This is a genomic window from Prauserella alba, from assembly GCF_024171735.1.
GTDB classification, from domain to species: Bacteria; Actinomycetota; Actinomycetes; order Mycobacteriales; family Pseudonocardiaceae; genus Prauserella; species Prauserella alba.
In genome coordinates, this window is the sequence record NZ_JAMTCH010000004.1 from 477,754 (window position 1) to 496,933 (window position 19,180).

Sequence of the window (19,180 nt, forward strand, 5' to 3'; positions counted from 1 at the left end):
GGGCCGGTCGGTCATGCCGTGCCGGGGGCCACGATCCCGTTCTCGTAGGCGAACACCACGGCGTGCGTCCGGTCGCGCAGCTCGAGCTTCGTCAGCACGCGCGACACGTGCGTCTTCACCGTCGCCTCGCTGACGACGAACCGCTCGGCGATCTCCCCGTTGGAGGCGCCCCGCGCCAACATGACCAGCACCTCGTACTCGCGTTCGGTCAGCACGTCCGGCCTGGTCGCCGGCAACGGTGCGGCGGGCGGGGCACTGAACCGCGCGATGACGCGGCGCGTGACCTCCGGCGACAGCAGCGCGTCCCCGCGGGCGACGATGCGCACCGACTCGACGAGATCCTCCGGCGAGGCGTTCTTCAACAGGAACCCGCTCGCGCCCGCCTGCAGTGCCTCGAACAGGTAGTCCTCCCGATCGAACGTCGTGAGGATGACGACCTTGGTCGGGGCTGCCGAGCCCGCCTGCTCGCCGAGGATGCGGCGCGTCGCCTCGAGGCCGTCCACCTCGGGCATCTGCACGTCCATCAGGACGACGTCCGGGCGCAGCTCGCCGGCCAGCCGGACCGCCTCCCGTCCGTCGCCCGCCTCGCCGACGACCGTCACGTCGGGCTCGGCTCCCAGGATGACCCGGAACCCCGCCCGTACCAGGTCCTGGTCGTCCACCAGCACGACCCGCAACGACTCGGTCATCCGGTCCCCTCCTGCGTCCGACGCGGCACCGGACGCGGGCCGAGCGGCACGCTCACCCACACCCGGTAGCCCCGTCCGCTACCCCGCGGACCCACCTCGACCCGGCCGCCGTGCACCGCGGCACGTTCCCGCATTCCCGCCTGGCCGAGACCGCTGCCGCCCTCCGACGGCCGGCCGTAGCCGTCGTCGACGATCTCGACCTCGAGGGAACTCGCCAGGTACCGCAGCCGCACCTCGACCTCGGCGGCCCCGGAATGCTTGGCGACGTTGGTCAGCGCCTCCTGCGCGATGCGGTAGGCCGACAACGCCACCGCATCCGGCACCGGCCGCTCCTCGCCGTAGACGCCGTACCGCGCCTCGATACCCGTCGCGTCCATTCTGGACACCAACTCCGGAATGTCGCCCAGGCCGGGCGACGCCGCGCGCCTGCCGAGCTCGCCCTCGTCGCCGTCCGTCACGTCACGGCCCGCCGTCCCGTGACCCGCCGTCCCGTCATCTGCAGCGCCGTGGTCGGCACCTTCACCGGCGCCCACCGCCGGGCCGCCGTCGAGCTCGGCAGGATCGGGTTCCGACCGCAGCACGCCCAGCAGTCCGCGCAGTTCGCCGATCGCCGACCGGGCCGTCTCCTCCACCGTCTGCAACGCCTCGCCTGCCAGCACGGGATCGCGGTCGAGCATGCGGCGCGCGGCGCCCGCCTGGACCCCCATCACCGCCACACTGTGCGCTACGACGTCGTGGAGGTCCCGGGCGATCCGTACCCGCTCCGCGACGAGCGCCCCGCGGAGGTTCTCCTCCTGCGACCGGCGCAACTGGTCGTTGCGCTGTTCCAGCTCGGCTCGGCGGCGCGCCGTCTCCCAGGCCATGTTCCCGAAGAAGTACGCGGCTGCGAAGAACACGCCGTTGAACAGGAGTGCGTACACGACCGACGCGAGGACCGGCTCGAACGGCCCCTGTGACCCGGGGAATTCGGGCAGGTCCTCGGCCATCGCCCAGATGAACGAGGCGGCGAGCCACAGGAACATCGCGATGATCACCGCGACCCGCGACCAGCGCGCCAGGCTGCGGTTCCGCTCCCACGCGCCCACGCTGTAGCTCGCGAGGAACACGCACACCGACGGCACGGTGTTGTCTCCGATCTGGCGCGCCTGCGCTGCGATGAACACCGCCCCGACGAACAGCAGCACCGCGACGGGGAATCGCCGCCTCGCCACGAGCGGCAGCGACAGCCCGGTGCCCCAGACCAGCTGTTCCGCCAGCGACGGAGCGGTCCCGAAGGTCTGGGCCCCCATGCCGTTGACCGCCAGCATCGCGATGATCATGCCGGCGAACACCCCGGCCGTGATCGCCACGTCCGAGCGCTGGATCGGCGGATCCGGGCGAGGCCTGCGCCATTCGCTCCACGCCGCTGCCCGGCGCACCACGCCGGGATCGGTACGGGACATCATGCCCGGTACCGTATCCCGCCGCCCGCCGACCCGGAGGCGTTACGCGTCATCGGCTCCGTCGGGACAGCAGGGCGCGGCCGACCGACCACACGGTGTCGAGCACGAAGATGAACGTCCAGATCCGGCCGGCGTTGAGCAACCAGTGTCCCGAGGAGTTCCAGAAGTACTCCGCCTCGTGCGGCCAGCCGAGCACGGTTTCGACCGGCCAGCTGTAGCCCGCGATACCCAGTGCGATCTGCGCGACGACATACACCGCCGCGTGCACGCCCCACGCCTGCAGCGGCGAGGCCTTCTCCCGATTCCGTGTGGTTTCCGCGTCGGTCATCACCGTCTCCGTTTCACTGTGCGGCACCGTGCCGGATTCCGCCCCGGATTCCGTGCCTTCATCGGGATCCCGGGGCTGCTGGGGCAGGACTGCGGATGTGGATGCGGCCGCCGCGGCGGTGGTCGATCCGGCCGGCGTGCTCGCCGCGGTATCGGCCCCCGCAGCCGACTGCGAGTCCTCGGTGGCCCCCTGTTCAGGGGTGGTCGCCGGGTCCGCGGTTCCCGGCGTCGGTGCGGGCCGGTCGGTCACGCCGACCTTCCGCAGTGCGATGCGCATCAGCACCGCGGCCACGGCGAGCACGCCCGCGGCGAAACCGCACGCGAGCTGCCAGCCGCCGTCGATCTCGTAGAGGGCCCCTGCGCTCGCGGCACCGGCCGTCGCGCCGAGTAGCACCGCGCTCTCGTACACCGCCATTCCGCGGCCCAGGCTGACGCCCGCCGCCTCGGCGACGGCGGCCTGCTCGACGGGGATCGCCGCCGCGAACGCCGCAGCCGCGAGGATCCAGGCGCCCGCGATCACCCATGGATTGGGCGCGAACGCGAGTGTGCCCGCGAACACCGCGCTGCACCCCAGCGCCACCGACACGACGGTCGTCCTGCCCAGCCGGGTCACCACGCCGTGCAGGTACTCCGGGATCGTGCTGTAGACGATGAATCCGGGCAGGAAGACGGCCGCGATAGCGCCGATGTCGAGGTCGTGCCCTCGCTGCAGGTGCAGCATCAGCAACAGCGCCACGCCCGTCTCGGCGAGCGCGGTGAGCGCGACCACGCCGAGCAGCGGCCACAGCCGCCTGCCGAGGGCGCGGAACGCGGGCACCGGTTCCCTCGCCGAGCCGCGCGAAGGTCCACCGCCGGCGAGCACCACCGCGGCGCCCGCCGAGGCCGCGGCGCCGAGCCAGAACACGCCCGCGTAGTCGATCTGCGACACCGCGGTGAGCGCCACGACGAAGGCGATCCACGTGCCGGTTCCCTCCGCGGCGAACAGCTTGGCGAACGCGCCCGAATCATCGGTGAGGCCCTCGGCGACCCTGGCCCGGAGCGCCACCCAGAACAACGCACCGCCGATACCGCCCACGACCGCCGCCGCCATCGCCATGGTCTGCCCGCCCGCCACCGCGTAGCCGGCGAACGACAGCGCGTACAGCAGCGCACCCGCGGCGGCGACCCGTCCGCGATCCGCCCGGTCGGCCAGCGCGCCGGCCACCGGGCGTGCCAGCAGCGACACGAGCGTTTCGGTGGCCGTCAGCACGCCGATGGCCGACGGGGACAGCCCGAGCACACTCCCCGCCCACAGCGGGAGGACGAAGTCCAGGACCTCGACCGGTCCGCGTGCCAGCCCCGCGGCGAGTTCGTTGCCGCGGGCGCTGCGCCTGTCCCTCGTGGGCTGACGGCGCCCTTCGTCGCGCTGCGATGCGGCCCGTTGCGTCATGGTCTCCCCCACATCACGGTTTCGGATACGATCGTATCCGAAACCGGGGCGACGTGAGAGGCTCACCCGCCGCCACTGTCGTGGGATCGACGGGGAGAGGACCGATGCCGAAAGTCGTCGACCGGGAGGCCCGCAGGCTCACCATCGCCGACGCGACGCTGCGCCTGGCCGCAACGGAGGGGCTCGAATCGGTGAGCATCCGCGCCGTCGCGACCGAGGCCGGAATGTCGGCGGGCGCGGTACAGAAGTACTTCACCACCAAGGACGAGCTGCTGCTGTGCGCACTCGACCTCTCCGACGAACGGCTCGTCGAACGCTGGAACGCGCTACCGGACGACGCTCCGCTGGCCGACTATCTGCGCCAGGTACTGCCCCTCGACGAGCACACCCGCGCGGAGAACGCCCTGTTGTGGGCGTTCACCGCCCGAGCGGCCTATCTCCCGCGCTGGGCCGAGCGCATCGCCGCGAGCTACGCCCGGCTGCACGAGCGGCTCGTCGCCTCCCTCGACGCGACGTCCGCCGACACAGCCCCCGCCGACACAGCGTCCGCCGACACCGCCCCCGACGACACGACCCGCGGCGACCCGGCCCCCGGCATGGACACCGGGGAGCTGGCGCACGCGATCATCGCGCTGACCGACGGCTTCGCTCACCGGATGCTGCAGCACCCGCCCGGGGCTCCCGAGCTCGACACGCTGCGCCGCGCCCTCGAATCCTCGATCGTCGCGCTGGCCGGTGCGGGCCGGCGCGGCTGAGGCGCGATCACGGACGTCCCGCGCGACGCGCTCGAAGCGTCCCCCTTTTCCCGGCGGATGGTCGGGGGCAGACTGGACCCCGTACCTACTCGGCAGTAGACAACGGGAGGCCAACGGTGTCCGTCGCGAAGAAGGCCGTGCGCTGGAGCGTGACCCATGCGATTCCCCGCGTCGCACTCCGCCGTGCCGCGGGAGAAGGCGACCTGCAGGCGAGACTGTTCACCGAGTCCGCGGAGACCCCGACGAGGGGACTGACGGGCCTGTTCGACGAGGTCCACGGCCGCGGACCGGTCGTCCGCGGGAAGTACTCCTACCTGGTCTCACGGCATTCCGTCGTCCGCGACGTCCTGACCTCGCAGGACGTGCGCGCCGGGATCGACCGCGTGGACGGCGTACTCGGCAGGCTGAGCACCTGGTCGGCCTCGAACCACCTGCATCCGGTCGAGGCGCCGTCGATGCTGGCGACCGAGCCTCCCGAGCACACCCGCTACCGCAAGCTCGTGACCCGCGTGTTCACCGCCCGCGCGGTGGAGAACCTGCGCAGGCGCACCGAGGAGATCGCAGCCGAGCTACTGGACGCCCTGGAAGCCCGAGCACAGGCGGATGACGAGGTCGACCTCGTCGAGACCTACTGCAGCCTGTTGCCGGTGACCGTGATCGCCGAGATCCTCGGCGTCCCGGACCACGAACGGCACAAGGTCCTCACCCTCGGCACCGCGGCCGCCCCGAGTCTCGACATGGGCATGTCGTGGCGGCAGTTCCGCGACACCGACCGCGCACTGGACGAGTTCGACGCGTGGCTGGGCGATCACCTCGCCGCGCTTAAGGCCGACCCGGGCGACAACCTGCTGAGCAAGCTCGTCGAGGCGCGTGAGGACGGCGTTGGCCTGGACGACAAGGAACTCCGCGCGACGGCGGGCCTGGTACTCGCGGCCGGGTTCGAGACGACCGTGAACCTGCTGGGTAATGGGATCGCACTACTGCGTGAGCACCCCGAACAGCTCGACAAGGTGCGCCAGGATCCGTCGCTGTGGCCCGGCGCGGTCGACGAGATCCTGCGGTTCGACCCGCCCGTGCTGCTCACCGGCCGCACCACCGTGCGCGACACCGAGATCGCGGGCACCAGGGTCCGCGCGGGTGCGCTCGTGACGACGCTGTTGGCGGGTGCCAACCGGGACCCCGAGGTGTTCGACGACCCGCACACGTTCGACGTGACACGGCCGAACGCCCGCGAGCACATCGCGTTCTCCTCGGGCCGGCACTACTGCCTGGGTGCCGCACTGGCCCGCATGGAGGGCGAGGTCGGGCTGCGCGCCCTGTTCGACCGCTTCCCCGGCCTGCGGCTGCTGCCGGGTGCCGAACACCGGCCGACACGCATCCTGCGGGGATACGAGACGCTCCCGGCCCGGTTGACCTGAGGTTCACCGTCCGCCACCCGTTCGGCCGATGTTGACATGCACGGTTGTCAGTTGGATGCTGGCGGTCGCCGGTCAAGATCAGGTCCCGGCATGTCCGCTCGACGCGAGGAGGCGCGGATGGAACGGGGCGGATGGAACGGGGAGGTGGGCGACTCCCGCCGTTCGGCCACCGGCAACGGGACGTCGCCGGCATCGTCATCACGACCATCGGCGGTACCGGTATCGATCGTCCACTGTAGACCCCAAGGGTAGCGAGTTCCGCGAATCCGTTTCTGCGACGGGAGTTCCCATGGTTTCACTGGTGGAACGCACGAACCGGGCGGCGCGCGAGCGGCTGTCGTCCGTACTCGCGGCGCCCGCCCCGCGAGCCGTCGACGAGGCGTGGCTGCGCGCGACCCGCGGCCGGGTCGGCTCCCTGGCACCGCCTCCGGACGGCAGCGGCCTGAGACCGGTGCGCGGGGACCACGGCCCGCCTCTCGTGGGCCACACGCTCAGCTACATCCGGTTCGGCAACGAGTTCCTGCGGGACCGCTACGAACGGTTCGGCCCGGTGTCGTGGATGGGCTCGGTCGGCCCCGACGTGGTGACCGTCGGCGGCCCCGACGCCACCCAGCAGGTCCTCGTCAACAAGGACAAGGCCTTCTCCCAGGAGGGCTGGACCCAGCTGATCGACGAGTTCTTCCACCGCGGCCTGATGCTCCTCGACTTCGACGAGCACCGCATGCACCGCCGGATCATGCAGTCCGCATTCACCCGCGACCGGTTGACCGGCTACGTCGATCAGCTGGGCCCTTCGGTGCGGGCGAGTGTTCCACAGTGGACCGCCGACCGGCCGGTGCGCATCTACTGGCTGCTCAAGCAACTCACGCTGGACGTGGCGACGCAGGTGTTCATGGGCGGCCGCGGCGGCGACGAGAACCTCGACGAGATCAACCGGGCGTTCGTCGCCGCCGTGCGCGCTGCGACGTCGATCGTGCGGTACCCGCTGCCCGGGACCCGGTTCCGCGCGGGCGTGCAGGGCCGCAGGACCCTGGAACGCTACTTCCGCAGGCACCTGCCCGCGGCGCGGGAATCCGCCGGCTCGGACCTGTTCGCCGGACTCTGCCAGGCGGCCACCGACGACGGCGAGCGGTTCAGTGACGACGACGTCGTCAACCACATGATCTTCCTGATGATGGCCGCGCACGACACCTCGACGATCACCACCAGCGCCGCGGCGCACTATCTCGGCAAGCACCCGGAGTGGCAGCAACGCGCCCGTGAGGAGTCGCTCGCCCTCGGCGACGACGTCCCCGGCATCCACGCGCTGGAAAGCCTCACGACGCTCGACCTGATCATCAAGGAGTCGCTGCGGCTCGTGGCACCGGTGCCGACGCTGATGCGGATGACCGTGAAACCCACCGAGATCGCCGGTCATCACGTCCCCGCCGGGACAGCCGTCGTCGCGGCGCCGGGCGTGAATCACTTCGACCCCGGCATCTGGACCGGCCCGGATCGGTTCGATCCGGACCGCTTCTCCGCGTCCCGCCGCGAGGACGGCGGGCATCGGTTCGCGTGGATCCCGTTCGGCGGCGGGGTGCACAAGTGCATCGGCATGCACTTCGGCACGCTCGAGGTGAAGGCGATCCTCCACGAGGTGCTGCGCACCTACACGTGGTCCGTGCCCGAAGGGGTGCACCCACGCTGGGACAACACCTCGCTGCCGGTGCCCGCCGACGGATTGCCGATACACCTGCACCGCCGTTGACGGGCCCGTCGCCGGAGCGGGTGTCAGTCCGGAATGACCTTGCCGGGGTTGAGGATGCCGTGCGGGTCGAGCGCGGTCTTGACCGCCCGGTGCATGGCGACGACCTCGCCGTCCAACTCCGAGCCGAGCCCGTCCTTCTTGAGCAGCCCCACGCCGTGTTCACCGGTGACGGTGCCGCCGAGTTCGAGGGCGTCGCGGATGATGTCGTGGAACGCCTCCTGCGCACGCTCGCGGGCGGCGTCGTCCCCGGGAGGTGTGCTCAGCAGCGGGTGGAGGTTGCCGTCGCCCGCGTGCGCGATGTTGGCGATCCGGGTGTCGTGCCGCGTCGCAGCCGCCTCGATCCGGGCCAGCATCTCCGGCACGGCGGCCTTCGGCACGCACACGTCCTCGGTGAGCAGCGGACCGAGCCGTTCCAGCGCCGGGTAGGCCAGGCGGCGGGCCGCGAACAGCGCGTCGGCCTCCTCCTGATCCGTCGACCGTGCGGCCCACGTGGCGCCGCCCTGCTCGAAACAGGCCAGCATACGGTCGGCCTCCTGCTCGCCCGCCGCGCCCGGCGCGTCCGTACGGCCGAGCAGCACGACGTCGGCCTCGACCGACAGCCCCATGTTCTTCCACGCGTCGACGGCGGCGAGGCAGTGCCGGTCGACCAGTTCCAGCGCGGACGGGGTGATTCCCGCGTCGGCGACCGCGGCGACGGCGCGTCCCGCGTCGACGATCGAGGAGAAGTACCCGGCAACGGTGTGCTCCGGATCGCGCAGCGGCCGCAGCTTCACCGTGACCTCGGTGACGACGCCGAGCGTGCCCTCCGAACCGACCATCAACCCGGCGAGGTCGTACCCGGCGACGCCCTTCGCGGTGCGCCTGCCGAGCCGCACCAGCTCCCCGGTGCCCGTGACGACCTGCAAGCCGAGGACGTAATCCCGGGTCACGCCGTACTTGACGCAGCACAGCCCGCCCGCGTTGGTGGCGACGTTGCCGCCGATCGTCGACCACGGGGCACTGGCCGGGTCCGGCGGATACCACAGGCCGTGTTCGGCGCACGCCGCGCGCAGGTCGTCGTTCACCACGCCCGGCTCGACCACGGCCAGTCGTTCGGACTCGTCGATCTCCCGCACTGACGTCATCAGCTCGGTGGACAGCAGCACGCACCCGTCGACGGCGTTCGCCCCGCCGGACAGGCCCGTGCCCGCACCACGCGTGACCAGCGGGGTTCCGTGCGCGAGGCACGCGCGGACCACGGTCTGGACCTCTTCGGCCGTGCGTGGTCGCACGACGACCTCCGGTTTGCCGTGCGGCGCCCATTCGGCCTCGTCGTGGACGTATCCGGCGACGACGTCCGGGTCGTCGACGAGTCGGTCGGCGGGCAGGTCACGGCGCAGGTCCTCGAGCAGCATGATCCCCACGATATGCGGCTGCGTCCGTCGGCGGTCCCGGTATCGATGACGGCCGTCGGAGTCACCAACCGGACAGCCGCACCGACACCTCGCCCGCCTCGTCGATCCGCACCTCGGCGGACACGAAGAAACTCACCGACGCGTCGGTGCCGTCGGACAGGTGGGCGTCCACCAGGCCGTCGCTGTCGGTGTGCAGCCACAGGTACGGGGGCGCGTTGCCGCCGGACTGTGCGAGTCCCAACGAGCGCACCGCGGGAAATCGGTCGATGGTGGCGCCGGTCATCTCGCGGTAGCCCGCGATTCCGTGCGGGCACCGCGGCAGCGGATCGGGAACGGCTTCGGCACACGCCGTGAGCTGCCGTTTCAGCTCCGCGGAGACCGCGTTCAGCAACTCGGGGGTCTCGTCGTAGCCGACCCGCGCCAGGCCGTGGGGCGGCGTGTGGTCGGCCGGTTGCCAGAATTCGTCGGCGTCCCACGACCGCCGCACCGCGACCAGCGTCTCCGGCTCGGACGTGAAGTACGGCGACTCGACACCGCGCACCGTGTACACGCCCGGATACAGCAGGACGTAGGTGCGGTTGACGGCATCGACACCGTGCCGGTTCGCGGGCACGTGCGCGTCGCCGATCGTGGCTCCCTCCATCCCGGCGACGCCCTCGACCCGCTGCAGCGAGGACTCGACGTACGCGGGGACGACCAGCGGATCGATCACCGTCCAGTGTTCCCACAACCCGAGCGTCGATCCGCTCAGCCGTGCGCGCAGCGTGGCCTCACCGCGGTACTCCGCTGCGCCTTCGACGAGGTAACCGACGTGAACCTCGGCGATCGCACCGCCCCGGCTGAACACCACCGAGTCCGCCGACTCCCCGTCGATCTCCCTGACCTCGATCTTCTCGATGCTCAGCCGGTGCGCGGAGTCGAGCACGGCATCGGTCAGCAGCGACGTATCGATCTCGCGTCCGGGGAAGGCCGCCGGATCCACCATGCGGTTCGCCGCCTCGGCATCCCCTCGCGCGATCGTGTCGACGTACTCGCGGACCGCGTCGGCCGGTGCCGACGAGTTGTGCACCGCCACGACGACGAACCCGGCGACGGCCGCGGCAACCAGACCCGCGCCGCACAGCACGGCGATCCGGTGCCACCGCTTCGACCGCTTCCACCACCCGTGCCGGTCCGCGGCAGCAGGGCGCCCACCGGTTTCCGCCTCGGCAGGCTCCCCCGGCTCGGCGTCCTACTCCGCCGCGGTGGCCCGGTCGTCCGCGCCCGCTTCCGGACCTCCACTGCGCCGCTCGTCCATCACCGCGTCCCTTCGCCCGTGGTGTGTGGTCGGACGGCCCCCGAAGGGCCAGGGTTCCGTGAGCGCAGCCCCGGTGTCACGGCGAGGGCGATCAGCGCGGCCAGCACCAGCGCGGCGGGGAGTCCGGCGAGCGCCCACGCGGCGAACAGCACGAGGCCCGCCAGCTCGGTGCCGACCCCGGCGATCGACGTGACCGTCGCCCGCGCGTCACTCGTGATGCGTTCCTGCAACCGCGCCTCCACGACGACGAGCACCGCCCGGTACAGCGCGTAGAACACCGCAACCAGCGCCAGGCCCGCGGGATGCGCCCACAGTCCTGCGACGGCGAACAGCACCACGCCCGCTGCCAACAGTGGAGTCGCCCACGCGTCGCGAACACGCGCTGCGATCAGGGCCCCGACAGCTCCGGCCAGCGGGATACCGAGCACGGCGAGCGGCACCCACTGCACCGGAACGTGCCAGTCCTCGGCGAGCAGGCCGAAGTACTCCTCGATGTTGTCGAACGACGTCAGCAGCGCCACGACCAGCAGCGCCGAGCGCACGCCGGGACCGCGCGCCGCGGCGACGATCCCGGCTCGCAGCGTGGCGACGTATCCGGGCTCGGCCGGTTCGGTGGTGGCTACGCCGCCTGCGGCGGAGACAGCCCCGTCGTCGGATCGAGCGGGTTCGGGAAGCCGGACCGTCGCGGTGGCGGCGCCGAGGCAGGTGGCGACACTGACCCAGCCGACCAGCTCGAACCCTCCGAGGGGCAGCAGCACGGTCGCGCCGAGGGCGGCGGGCACCTGCGCCAGCAGTTCACAGGCGTCGAGCCGGCCGTAGATCCGGCGGAATCGTTCCGGCTCACCGAGTTCGACGAGGCTGTCGTACAGCCATGCCTCGACGGCGCCGGAGACGAGCGTGCCGCCTACGCCCCACAGCACGAAACCGGCCGCGAACGCGGCGAATCCGGGAAAGGCCGTCCACAGCACGTAGGCCAGTGCCTGGACCGCACCGCCCGCGGCCATCGAGCCGGTTCGGGAGAAGCGATCGGCGAGCGCACCCGTGGGTACCTCGGCGACGACGCCGGTCAGCGACCAGACGGCCAGCAGCGCGGAGATCTCCGCGTCGGACAGGCCGTGCGCGCTGAACAAGAGCGCGTAGAGCGGATACAGCGGCACCGCGTCCGCGAGCACCGCCCAGACGCAGGCGCGCCGGGACAGGCGGGCGACGGGGTCGCCGCGGTGATTCTTCGGGCATCGGCGGTACGTCGAGCGTCACGGTGGAGACATGTCTTGCACGATACCTGCGACGTGCCGGGACCGACAGGGTTTTACCGCCACCGGCCCGCTCATCCGTCGTCGGCACGCCCGCCGCGCCTACCGCGTCGGGTGGGCGCCGCCGTCGAGGTGGAGGTTCTGGCCGGTGATGTGCTGCGAACGTGACGAGAGCAGGAACTCGGTGAGGCCCACGACGTCATCGGGAACCCCGGTCCTGCCGAGCGTGGTGGCCGCGCGCAGCTCCTCCTCTCGTTCGGGTGTCATCGTCCCCGCGAAGAACTCGGTCTCCGCGATGTAGCCCGGCGAAATGCAGTTGACCCGGATCCTCCGCGGCCCGAACGCGGCGGCCAACCCGAGTGCATAGGAGGCGACCGCGGCCTTGGCCGGCCCGTAATAGCCCACACCGTGTTCCGCCGCGATCGACCCGAAGAGCACGACCGAAGCGCCCATGACCAGGTGGCCCGACAGGGCGGAGACGGTCAGGGCCGCCGACGTGACGTTGCTGTCGAGAGTCTCCCGCACCAGGTCGGCTTCGGCCTCCAACGTCGACGCTTCCGGGCCACCGATGGCCGGGTTGCCGCCCGCGCAGTGCACGAGCCCGTCGACGTCGGCGTCGACCGCCGCGGCGAGCGTCCGTGCGCCCTCCGGTGTCGACAGGTCGCAGCACACGGTCCGCACCGCGCCGCCGGAGTGACCGGCGACGTCGTCGAGCGGCGCGCGCCGGCGCCCGGCGACGAGGACAGGCTCGCCGCGCTGGTGCAGTGACAAGGCGACGGCCCTGCCGATTCCGGTTCCGCCTCCGGTGACGACGTACACAAGGCTCTCCTTAAGGTCTAAACGTGCTGTCTGTTAAGACCTTAATGTAGGCTCGTGGCCGTGAGCAAACAGGATCGAGCAGCACACATCATGGCCGCGTGGAGCCGGGAACGGCCCGACCTGGACCCGTCGTCGATCGCGATCGTCACGCGGATCTGGCACCTGGCCCACACGTTCGGCATCGAACGGCGGCAACTGCTGAGCAGACAAGGCATCGACCCGGCACTGATGGACCTGCTCGGCACGCTGCGCCGGAGCGGGGCACCGTACGCGCTGACCACGCGGCAGCTCGCCGAGTACGACGGCGTCACCCCTGCCGCGATCTCACAACGGCTGACGCGGGCCGAACGTCAAGGCTGGGTGTCCCGTGAACCCGGCGAGGACCGCAGCGTTCTCGTACGCCTCACCGAATCCGGGCGCCGGATCGTGGACGACACCGCGGGCGCGATCTTCGCCCACGAGGACCGGCTACTGGCCGTGCTCGACGAGTCCGAACGCGACGCCCTCGCCGGTCTGCTCCACACGTTGTGCCTGGCGCACACCGGGGACGTGCCGGTCGACCATGTGGGCAGTGGCGGACCGGGCGCCGAGGCGTGACGACCCGCTCACGCGACAGGCGTCGCGCGAGCGGGGATCACCGCGCAACGCCGTGGATCACCGTGTGATGCCGGCAACCGCGCGGACCACGGCGATGCACTGGTCCTCGACGTAGTCCATCCCCGCCTCGGCCGCGACGGTGCGCGCCTCCGCCGAGACGATGTCCTGCTGCAGCCACAACGCCTTCGCCCCGATCGCCGCAGCCTCCCTGGCAACCCCGGCCGCCTCGGCGGACGGGCGGAACACGTCGACGATGTCCACCGGCTCCGGGACGTCACCGAGCGAGTGGTACACCCGCTCACCCAGCAGCACGTCGGCCGACGGATGGACAGGGATCACACGGAAACCCGCCGACTGCATCGCCGCGGGCACCGAATGCGCGGACTTCGCGGCATCACGACTCAATCCCACCACGGCGATCGTCGTGGCCTCGGACAGCACCCGCTCTGCGGTCGCGGTATCACTCATGACGGCCAGCGTACGTGGCGAACGCACCTGCAAACCCCACGCCGCGAACCCACCGGCACGGGCCAACCGGCGTCACAGCGCGGCGCCACAACGCGGCGTCACAGCCGGCCGACGCCGCCCCTCGGCCGCCCTTCGCGGCGCCCCGGGTGCCGCCCGGGGTCAGCGGCGGTACCAGCGAGGCGAGGTGTTCAGCGGCGGACTCAGCTCGGCGGCCACGACGAGCAGGTTCGGCTCCTCCGAGCGCGTGAACTCGCGGAGTCGCCTGCGGAACGCGCGGCCGAACCCGTCGACCCGGTCGGCGTCGACCCCGAAGGACTTCGCCAGCCCGACGAAATCCGGTGTCACGAGATCGACGCCCTCCTGGGGCAGCCCACCGCGCGTCTGGTCGTAGCGGAGCATGCCGTATCCACTGTCGTCGACCACGACCACGGTGATCGGCAGGTTCTCCTGGATCGCGGTGGCCAGTTCGCCGACGCCGTACAGGAATCCGCCGTCGCCGGTCACGCACACCGCCCGGCCACCGCCCGCGGCGGCGACACCGAGGGACGCGGGAAAACCGAAGCCGAGCGTGCCCCAGCCCATCGGATAAGCCAGTTTGCGCGGCGCGGGCACGCGGTAGAAACCGCCGATCCAGTAGCCGGCCACGCACATGTCCGAGACGAGCACCGCACCGTCCGGCACCGTCTCGGCGAGCGCGGTCAGCAGCTCCGCAGCCTGCGGTTCCTCCCTACGGATGCGCCTGCGCACGCGGGTCTCGATGTCATCGAGCCTACGCGAGAGCTCGGTCAGGCCGGATCGCCGCGGCATGCCCAGTGCCAGGTTCTCGGTGACCTCGCGGGCGTCACCGGTGAGCTGGAGATCCGGCGGATAGTTCTTCGCCGCGTCGGCGGGATCGACGTTGATGGTGATCAGCGTCGATGGCTTCGGCATCCGCCAGTTCTGCGTCATCATGCCGTCGAAGTCGGTGCCGACGGCGAGCACGACGTCCGCCTCGTCCCACAGCGCGCCGACCTCGGGGGTGTGCACGGGGTTCGACGCCCGGCACGGATGGTCCGGCGGCACGATGCCGCGGGCCGCGTAGGTGGTGATGATCGGGGCCGCCAGGCATTCGGCCAGCTGCCCGAGCGCCTCGCCCGCACCCGCGCGCAGTGCCCCGCCGCCGGCCCAGATCACCGGGCGCCGCGCCGTGCTCAGCAGTTCACGTGCCTGCAGCAGGGCGGCGACGTCGACGCGATGGATCACCTCCGTCGACTCGGCGGGCACCGGATCGGCGGCCTCCGCGGTGAGGAAGTCCGCGGGAATGCCGACGTACACCGGGCCGCTCTGCGGCCGCCTCGCGATCCGGCCCGCTCTGCGGACCACGCGGGCGATGTCGTCCGGCGACTCGGCGGTCAGCGTCGCCTTCGTCACCGGGGCGAACATCGCGCCCTGGTCCGACGTCTCGTGCAGCGCCCCTCGCACGACGCCCGGAGTCCGCAGGGTGGCGGGCACGTCCGTGGCGATGACGATCACCGGGGACGCCGACGCGTGCGCCTCACCGACGGCCGCGAGGGTGTTCGCGGCTCCGGGACCGGTCGTCACCACCGCCACCCCGAGCCGCCCGGTGGCGCGGGCGTAACCGTCGGCGGCGAACGCGGCCGACTGCTCGTGGCGCACGCCGATCAGCCGGACCCCCTGCTGGGACAGCGCGTTCCACGCCGGCAGGTTGTGCACGCCGGGCAACCCGAACGCCCGATCGACCTCGAGCTCGCGCAGTGCGTCCGCGAGCCGCCTGCCTGCCGTGCATCCTCCGGTCGCTGCCACGCCGAGAGGATACGAGGAGACCTCATGACCCCGAGGTGATGGCCTCCTCCGGGGGCGGCGGAGGCGGAGGCGTACCGTTGCCGAACGGGCGTCCGCCCAGTTGCTCCCTGCCGTGCGCGGTGGTCCAGCCCGACAGGTCCGGCCCCTTCGGCACGATGCCCGTCGGATTCACCTGCTCGTGCACGCCGTAGTAATGCCGCTTGATGTGGTCGAAGTCCACCGTGTCACCGAAACCGGGTGTCTGGAAGAGGTCGCGGGCGTAGGCCCACAGCACCGGCAGTTCGGTGAGTTTGTGGCGGTTGCACTTGAAGTGGCCGTGGTAGACGGCGTCGAACCGCACCAGCGTGGTGAACAGCCGGATGTCGGCCTCGGTGATGGTGTCACCGACGAGGTAGCGCTGCCGTGCCAGCCGATCCGACAACGCGTCCAGCCGGGCGAACAACCGATCGTAGGCGTCCTCGTACGCTGCCTGTTTCGTGGCGAAGCCGGCTTCGTAGACGGCCGCGTTGACGTCGCGGTGCACGTCGGCGTTGACGGCGTCGATCTCGTCGCGCAGCGCCTCCGGGTACAGCTCGGGCGCCCCCTCGCGTTGCAGCGCCGTCCACTGCGTGTCGAGGTCGAGCGTGATCCGCGGGTAGTCGTTGGTGACGAGTTTCCCGCTCGGCACGTCGACGATCGCGGGCACGCTGATGCCACCGTCGTAGGCAGGGTCGGCCCGCTCGTAGGCCTCATACAGGAACCGGATGCCGAGCACCGGGTCGACGCCGCCAGGGTCGAGCGTGAACCGCCAGCTGCGGGAGTCCTGGATCGGGTCGGCGACGGCCAGCGACAGGACGTCCTCCAGCCCCAGCAGTCTGCGGACGACCAGCGCCCGGCTCGCCCACGGGCACGCGCGGCTCACGACCAGGCGGTAGCGGCCCGCCTCGACGGGCCAGCCGTCACCGCCGCCGGAGGTGATGCGAGCGGTGAACGCGTTGGGCGCACGGTGGAACTCCCCGGTCTCCGGGTCCGTCGGAATGGTCATACCACCGACGCTAGTGGGTACCCGCCCACCACCGCACGGCGCGGACGCCGGTATACGAAGGAATTCCCGGCTTGCGGCTCCGTCGGGATGGTCACGACACCGACACCGGTGCGTACACTCCTGCCACCGCACGCTCCGGGCGGCGGTCCTCGACCCGTGGGAGGTGGCGCCCGATGTCGCTGATGCCCGTGACCGACTCGATGTTCTTGGCGATCGAAACCCGCGAACACCCGATGCACGTGGGCGGGCTGCAGTTGTTCACGCCGCCCGACGACGCCGGGCCCGAGTACCTGCGCGAGCTCCGCGAAACCCTGCTGCAGCGCACGACCGTGCGGGAGACGTTCCAGCGGCGGTTGCGCAGACCGGTCAACACCGCGGGCTATCTCGCGTGGCAGCGCGACCCCCAGCTCGACCTCGACTACCACTTCCGCCACTCGGCACTACCCGGCCCCGGCCGCATCCGTGAACTGCTCGAACTGACGTCCCGCTGGCACAGCACCCTGCTCGACCGGCACCGCCCGCTCTGGGAGGTGCACCTCGTCGAAGGACTCGCCGACGGACGGTTCGCCGTGTACAGCAAGATCCACCACGCGATGATGGACGGCGTGTCCGCCCTGCGGCAGGCGACCGGCGTGCTGTCGGACGACCCCGACGACCGCTCGTGCCCGCCGCCGTGGGGTAAACGCGACACCCGGCGGCGCACGCCGCGCGGCGCGCCGGACCCGATGGAGGCGCTGCGCACCGCAGCCGGAACTGCACGGGAGCTCGCCGGTGCACCCGGCGCGGCGCTGTCGGTGGCTCGCGAAGCGTTCCGCGAACGCACGCTCACCCTGCCCCTCGAAGCGCCGCGGACGATGTTCAACGTGCCGATCGGCGGCGCCAGACGGTTCGCCGCACAGTCGTGGCCGCTGGAGCGGATCAGGACGGTCGCCTCGTCAGCCGGGGTGAGCCGCAACGACGTCGTACTCGCCATGTGCGGTGGTGCGCTGCGCGAGTATCTGATCGAACGACACGCGCTGCCGACCTCGCCGCTGACCGCGATGGTGCCGGTGTCGATGCGGTCGGCACGCGAGGTGGGAGAGTCCTCCGGCAACCAGATCGGCGCGTTGCTCGCGAATCTCGGCACCGACCTGCAGGACGCCGACGAGCGCCTGGCGACCGTCGCGAGGTCCACCTCGGAGGCCAAACGCGTGTTCCGGGAACTCACCCCGTTGCAGGCGCTGCTGCTGTCGGCGTTCAACGTCGCTCCCCTCGCGGCGAGCCCCGTGCCGGGAATCGCCGGGAACACCCGTCCGCCGTTCAACCTGGTGATCTCGAACGTGCCGGGGCCCCGTAAGCAGATGTACTGGAACGGGGCGCGGCTCGACGGCATCTACCCCGCGTCGGTGCTGCTGGACGGGCAGGCGGTGAACATCACGCTGACCACGTCGGGCGACAACCTCGACGTCGGCATCACGGGTTGCCGACGCAGCGTGCCGCATCTGCAGCGCCTCCTCACACACCTCGACACGGCGTTGACGGACCTGGAGAAGACCACCCGCTGACACCCACCCGGCCGGCCACCCGCAGTAACCGGACGGGCCGCCCCCTCAGCCGGCGAAAGCCCCCAAGGGCACTTTGGTCGCACTCAATGCAACCAAAGTGCCCTTGGGGGCATGACTGCCGACCACTGCGCGTCAGGCGATGCCCTCCGGGCTTGCGCCCGTGACGGGGACGCCCGCCGCGGTGATGCGTTCGATCTCCGCCAGCTCGTCCGCCGTCAGCTCCAGGTCCGCGGCACCGACGCTGTCGGCGATGTTGCGCGCCCTGCGCGCACCGACGATCGCCACGTGCACACCCGGCTGCGCGAGCGTCCACGCGATGGCGAGCTGGCTGACACTCGCGTTCTTCCCCGCCGCGAACTCCTTCAGTTCCTCGACCACCGCGACGTTCCGCCTCAGGTTCTCGCCCTGGAACGCCGACGACTGCGACCGCCAGTCCGACGCCTCGAACGTGGCGTCGGCCGTCAGCCCGCCGGTCAACAGTCCGCTGCCGAGCGCGCTGTAGACCAGCACCCCGATGTCGTGGGATCGCGCGTACGGCAGCGGATCGGTCTCGATGTCACGGCGCAGCAGGTGGTACGGCGGCTGCAGTGTCTCGACCGGCCGCGTGCGATCGAACGCCGCGAGCTGCTCGCTGTCGTAATTGGACACTCCCGCGTGGCGGATCTTGCCCTCGTCGACGAGTTCCTGCAGCGCCGACGCCGTCTCCTCGGCCGGTGTCCGCTCGTCGGGCCAGTGCACCTGGTAGAGGTCGATGTGGTCGACGCCGAGGTGACGCAAGCTCTGTTCCACCCCGCTGCGCAGGTACTCCCGGGTCGCCTTCCGCGGCCGGTCGCTGCCCGGTTCGATGCCGCCCTTCGTCGCGATGACGACACTGTCGCGGTCCCGGTCCAGATCGGGCCGCAACGCGGTGCCGAGCAGTTCCTCGGACGCGCCGAAGCCGTACGCCTGCGCCGTGTCGAAGAATGTCACGCCCAGTTCGCGCGCTTGCCGGATGGCCTCGATCGCGGCGTCGGAGTCGAACGAGCCCCAGTCGCCGCCGATCTGCCACGTACCGAAGCAGATGCGCGAGACGTCGAGGCCACTCCTGCCCAAGGTGATCGTCTGCATACCTCCAGGGTTACCCCGCGTCGCCTTCGTTCGCACCGTGAGGTCCTCCACCACGGCGAGGGGAATA

Annotated in this window: 16 protein-coding genes; 5 read left to right on the forward strand and 11 right to left on the reverse strand. The window is 71.3% G+C overall.

The features are described from left to right. Positions 1-11 precede the first annotated feature (11 nt). The 3 genes from LY12_RS11120 to LY12_RS11130 are packed head-to-tail and all read right to left on the reverse strand — an operon-like array spanning position 12 to position 3,887. On the reverse strand, positions 12-689 hold the full coding sequence (locus tag LY12_RS11120; RefSeq protein ID WP_253855709.1) for a response regulator: 678 nt from the start codon (positions 687-689) through the stop codon (positions 12-14). Next, positions 686-2,134: a sensor histidine kinase gene (locus tag LY12_RS11125; protein WP_253855711.1), complete on the reverse strand. Its 1,449-nt coding sequence runs from the start codon at positions 2,132-2,134 to the stop codon at positions 686-688. The genes LY12_RS11120 and LY12_RS11125 overlap by 4 nt, the downstream gene beginning before the upstream one ends. A gap of 46 nt (positions 2,135-2,180) precedes the next feature. Further along, positions 2,181-3,887, reverse strand: a complete 1,707-nt coding sequence (locus LY12_RS11130; protein WP_253855713.1) for an MFS transporter — start codon at positions 3,885-3,887, stop codon at positions 2,181-2,183. A gap of 104 nt (positions 3,888-3,991) precedes the next feature. Between LY12_RS11130 and LY12_RS11135 the strand changes: the two genes are divergently transcribed. The 3 genes from LY12_RS11135 to LY12_RS11145 all read left to right on the forward strand — a co-directional run bounded on the left by LY12_RS11135 (position 3,992) and on the right by LY12_RS11145 (position 7,807). Continuing rightward, the gene (locus LY12_RS11135; RefSeq protein ID WP_253855715.1) at positions 3,992-4,642 is read left to right on the forward strand and encodes a TetR/AcrR family transcriptional regulator; all 651 of its coding nucleotides are present in this window, start codon (positions 3,992-3,994) and stop codon (positions 4,640-4,642) included. A 116-nt stretch (positions 4,643-4,758) separates the two neighbouring features. Further along, positions 4,759-6,060 (forward strand): cytochrome P450, encoded by a 1,302-nt coding sequence (locus LY12_RS11140; RefSeq protein WP_253855717.1) that lies wholly within the window; start codon positions 4,759-4,761, stop codon positions 6,058-6,060. 289 nt (positions 6,061-6,349) lie between these two features. Then, positions 6,350-7,807, forward strand: a complete 1,458-nt coding sequence (locus LY12_RS11145; RefSeq protein WP_253855719.1) for a cytochrome P450 — start codon at positions 6,350-6,352, stop codon at positions 7,805-7,807. Between the two features lie 23 nt (positions 7,808-7,830). On the opposite strand, the gene LY12_RS11150 is transcribed toward LY12_RS11145, so the two are convergent. The 4 genes from LY12_RS11150 to LY12_RS11165 form a co-directional block, all read right to left on the reverse strand. Then, entirely contained in the window at positions 7,831-9,201 is a 1,371-nt protein-coding gene (locus LY12_RS11150; protein WP_253855722.1) for an FAD-binding oxidoreductase, read from the reverse strand. A gap of 61 nt (positions 9,202-9,262) precedes the next feature. After that, positions 9,263-10,327: a hypothetical protein gene (locus LY12_RS11155; protein WP_253855723.1), complete on the reverse strand. Its 1,065-nt coding sequence runs from the start codon at positions 10,325-10,327 to the stop codon at positions 9,263-9,265. Between the two features lie 170 nt (positions 10,328-10,497). Further along, positions 10,498-11,670 (reverse strand): MFS transporter, encoded by a 1,173-nt coding sequence (locus LY12_RS11160; RefSeq protein ID WP_253855725.1) that lies wholly within the window; start codon positions 11,668-11,670, stop codon positions 10,498-10,500. 183 nt (positions 11,671-11,853) lie between these two features. Beyond that, a complete protein-coding gene (locus tag LY12_RS11165) occupies positions 11,854-12,570 on the reverse strand; it encodes an SDR family NAD(P)-dependent oxidoreductase (RefSeq protein WP_253855726.1) in 717 nt (238 codons plus the stop codon). Between the two features lie 60 nt (positions 12,571-12,630). Between LY12_RS11165 and LY12_RS11170 the strand changes: the two genes are divergently transcribed. Further along, positions 12,631-13,167: a MarR family winged helix-turn-helix transcriptional regulator gene (locus tag LY12_RS11170; protein ID WP_253855728.1), complete on the forward strand. Its 537-nt coding sequence runs from the start codon at positions 12,631-12,633 to the stop codon at positions 13,165-13,167. A 57-nt stretch (positions 13,168-13,224) separates the two neighbouring features. Here LY12_RS11170 and LY12_RS11175 read toward each other — a convergent pair whose 3' ends face one another. From LY12_RS11175 to LY12_RS11185, 3 genes are all read right to left on the reverse strand, one after another. Further along, positions 13,225-13,635 (reverse strand): CoA-binding protein, encoded by a 411-nt coding sequence (locus LY12_RS11175; RefSeq protein ID WP_253855729.1) that lies wholly within the window; start codon positions 13,633-13,635, stop codon positions 13,225-13,227. Positions 13,636-13,794: 159 nt separating this feature from the next. Then, a complete protein-coding gene (locus LY12_RS11180; RefSeq protein ID WP_308292101.1) occupies positions 13,795-15,438 on the reverse strand; it encodes a thiamine pyrophosphate-binding protein in 1,644 nt (547 codons plus the stop codon). Positions 15,439-15,460: 22 nt separating this feature from the next. After that, positions 15,461-16,462, reverse strand: a complete 1,002-nt coding sequence (locus LY12_RS11185; protein ID WP_253855730.1) for a glutathione S-transferase family protein — start codon at positions 16,460-16,462, stop codon at positions 15,461-15,463. A gap of 173 nt (positions 16,463-16,635) precedes the next feature. Here LY12_RS11185 and LY12_RS11190 point away from each other — a divergent pair, with 173 nt between their 5' ends. Continuing rightward, positions 16,636-18,006: a WS/DGAT/MGAT family O-acyltransferase gene (locus LY12_RS11190; protein WP_253855731.1), complete on the forward strand. Its 1,371-nt coding sequence runs from the start codon at positions 16,636-16,638 to the stop codon at positions 18,004-18,006. Positions 18,007-18,138: 132 nt separating this feature from the next. Here the strand turns inward: LY12_RS11190 and LY12_RS11195 are convergent, their stop codons facing one another. Beyond that, positions 18,139-19,113 carry an aldo/keto reductase gene (locus LY12_RS11195; RefSeq protein ID WP_253855732.1) on the reverse strand — a complete coding sequence of 325 codons (975 nt, stop codon included), beginning with the start codon at positions 19,111-19,113 and terminating at the stop codon, positions 18,139-18,141. Positions 19,114-19,180 lie beyond the last annotated feature (67 nt).